The sequence below is a fragment of the Sphingomonas pituitosa NBRC 102491 genome (assembly GCF_001598435.1).
GTDB lineage: Bacteria > Pseudomonadota > Alphaproteobacteria > Sphingomonadales > Sphingomonadaceae > Sphingomonas > Sphingomonas pituitosa.
This window is the reverse complement of sequence record NZ_BCYY01000057.1, coordinates 1-2,818: the sequence shown is the minus strand read 5'-3', so window position 1 is coordinate 2,818 and position 2,818 is coordinate 1. Positions and strand designations below refer to the sequence as shown.

The following is a 2,818-nucleotide window of genomic DNA, read 5'->3' as shown; positions in this document are numbered from 1 at the left end:
CCCCCGCCACAGCCACCATCGGTTGTGGCGGGGGTGATTCATCCCCCAAAATTTATTTGCAGTTCCGCGTTCGTTCCCTTGCCTTTTCCGGAGGCAAGGAAGGTCCGTGCGTCGCGCGCCATCGGCAACGTACTGCGCGCCATGAGCCGAGTCATTCCAGCGATGAGCCGTTGCATTCCGACCGCATTTGGGCTCTTGTGCCCGAACTCGGATTGGCACAATCTGTAGTGGTCGCACCAAGGGGCAAACCCAAGCACTGGTAACCCGTCGTCCGCATCCCCAGATGCGGCATGGGCAGACTCGTGCCGGGCGCCGGGCCGATGGACACTTTTTGTTCTCGCGCAAACCCGGCTGGTGCTACGATCGCTACCGTGCCCCCGAGTCGGTTGTTGCGTAAGCCAGAAGACAGGGGTCCGAGTATGGAATTCAGAGATAGTGAGACCAGCGTGAACGAGACCGCCACCATCGAAGCCGCCCCCGCCAGCAAGGCGCTCGACAGCAAGGCGATCGTGCCGCAGCCCTATCCGGTCGAGGTCGATCATGCGCGCGACGCGCTGCTCACCGATTTCGGCAAGGAAACGCTGAAGGACCGCTATCTCCTCCCCGGCGAAAGCTATCAGGACCTGTTCGTCCGCGTCGCCTCGGCCTATGCCGACGATCAGGCGCACGCGCAGCGCCTGTACGATTACATCTCCAAGCTGTGGTTCATGCCGGCCACCCCGGTGCTGTCGAACGGCGGCACGGGCCGCGGCCTGCCGATCAGCTGCTATCTCAACTCCGTGCCGGACAGCCTGGACGGCATCGTCCAGACCTGGAACGAGAATGTCTGGCTCGCCTCGCGCGGCGGCGGCATCGGCACCTATTGGGGCAGCGTGCGCGGCATCGGCGAGCCGGTGGGCCTCAACGGCAAGACCAGCGGCATCATCCCGTTCGTCCGCGTGATGGATTCGCTGACGCTGGCGATCTCGCAGGGCTCGCTGCGCCGCGGTTCGGCCGCCTGCTATCTCGACATCTCGCACCCCGAGATCGAGGAGTTCCTCGAGATCCGCAAGCCGTCGGGCGACTTCAACCGCAAGGCGCTGAACCTGCACCACGGCGTGCTGATCCCCGACGCGTTCATGGAAGCGGTGCGGAACGGCGACGAATGGCAGCTGAAGAGCCCGAAGGACGGCTCGGTCCGCGCCACCGTCGATGCGCGCGCGCTGTTCCAGAAGCTGGTCGAGACCCGCCTCGCCACCGGCGAGCCGTATATCGTGTTCTCGGATCACGTGAACTCGACGATGCCGAAGCACCACCGCGATCTGGGCCTCAAGGTCTCGACCTCGAACCTGTGCTCGGAAATCACGCTGCCCACGGGGCGCGACCATCTCGGCAACGATCGCACCGCGGTGTGCTGCCTGTCCTCGCTCAACCTCGAGACCTGGGACGAGTGGAACAAGGACAAGCTGTTCATCGAGGACGTGATGCGCTTCCTCGACAATGTGCTGACCGACTATATCGAGCGCGCGCCCGACGAGATGGCCCGTGCCCGCTATTCGGCGGCACGCGAGCGTTCGGTCGGCCTTGGCGTGATGGGCTTCCACAGCTTCCTCCAGGCGCGCGGCATCCCGTTCGAAGGTGCGATGGCGAAGAGCTGGAATCTCCGCATCTTCAAGCATGTCAGCGCGCAGGTGAACGAAGCCTCGATGGCGCTCGCCGTCGAGCGCGGGCCCTGCCCGGACGCCGCCGACATGGGCGTGATGGAGCGCTTCAGCTGCAAGATGGCGATCGCGCCGACCGCGTCGATCTCGATCATCTGCGGCGGCACCAGCGCCTGCATCGAGCCGATCCCGGCCAATATCTACACCCACAAGACGCTCAGCGGCTCCTTCTCGGTGCGCAATCCGTATTTGGAGAAGCTGCTCAAGGAGAAGTCGAAGAATTCCGACGCGGTGTGGAATTCGATCCTCGAACAGGGCGGCTCGGTCCAGCATCTCGACTTCCTGACGCCGGAAGAGAAGGACACGTACAAGACCAGCTTCGAGATCGACCAGCGCTGGATCCTCGAACTGGCGGGCGATCGCGCGCCGTTCATCGACCAGGCGCAGTCGCTCAACCTGTTCATCCCGGCGGACGTGGAAAAGTGGGACCTGCTGATGCTCCACTTCCGCGCCTGGGAGCTGGGCATCAAGTCGCTCTACTATCTGCGCTCCAAGTCGGTGCAGCGCGCCGGCTTCGCGGGCGGAGTCGAGGCCGACAACACGATCGAGAAGCCCAAGTTCGATCTGGGCGAGAGCACGGATTACGACGAATGCCTGGCCTGCCAGTGAGGAAACGGGATGGAGGAACGCGGCGCCTCTGAAAATCCCTCTCCCCTTGTGGGAGAGGGAGAGGCCCGCGCTGCACAGCAGCGTGGGAGGGTGAGGGGGAAAGGTGGAAGCTTTTCCCGCGGTAATGCCGAAGGTCTCACCAAGCGCCAGCTGCTTCCGTCCACTACCGCCACCCGATCGCGTGCACATCGCCGCGATGCGGGCCCCGTCGAACGGACATTATGGGCAGCGCTGCGCCGCGCGCTGCCGCACGCAAGGTTTCGCAGGCAAGTGCCGATGGGTGTCTATCATGCCGATTTCTGTTCGCATGGCGCGAAGCTGGTCGTCGAAGTCGACGATGCGACGCATGCCGTGCGTCGGGATCGCGACGCGGTGCGCACGCGGTTTTTGAATGCCGAAGGTTATCGCGTGCTGCGCTTCTGGAACAACGAGGTGATGACAAACCTCGACGGCGTGCTCGCGGAGATTGCGCGGCATGTGGATGAAGGGGGCCAAGCGTGAACCCGCGT

2 protein-coding genes are annotated in these 2,818 nt (G+C 64.0%); both read left to right on the top strand.

The genetic code is table 11. The annotated features are described in order from the left end of the window. The first annotated feature begins 419 nt into the window (after positions 1–419). Positions 420–2,309: a ribonucleoside-diphosphate reductase subunit alpha gene (locus tag SPI01S_RS21495; protein WP_066727396.1), complete on the top strand. Its 1,890-nt coding sequence runs from the start codon at positions 420–422 to the stop codon at positions 2,307–2,309. A 9-nt stretch (positions 2,310–2,318) separates the two neighbouring features. After that, positions 2,319–2,810, top strand: a complete 492-nt coding sequence (locus tag SPI01S_RS21490) for an endonuclease domain-containing protein (protein ID WP_084253696.1) — start codon at positions 2,319–2,321, stop codon at positions 2,808–2,810. Positions 2,811–2,818 lie beyond the last annotated feature (8 nt).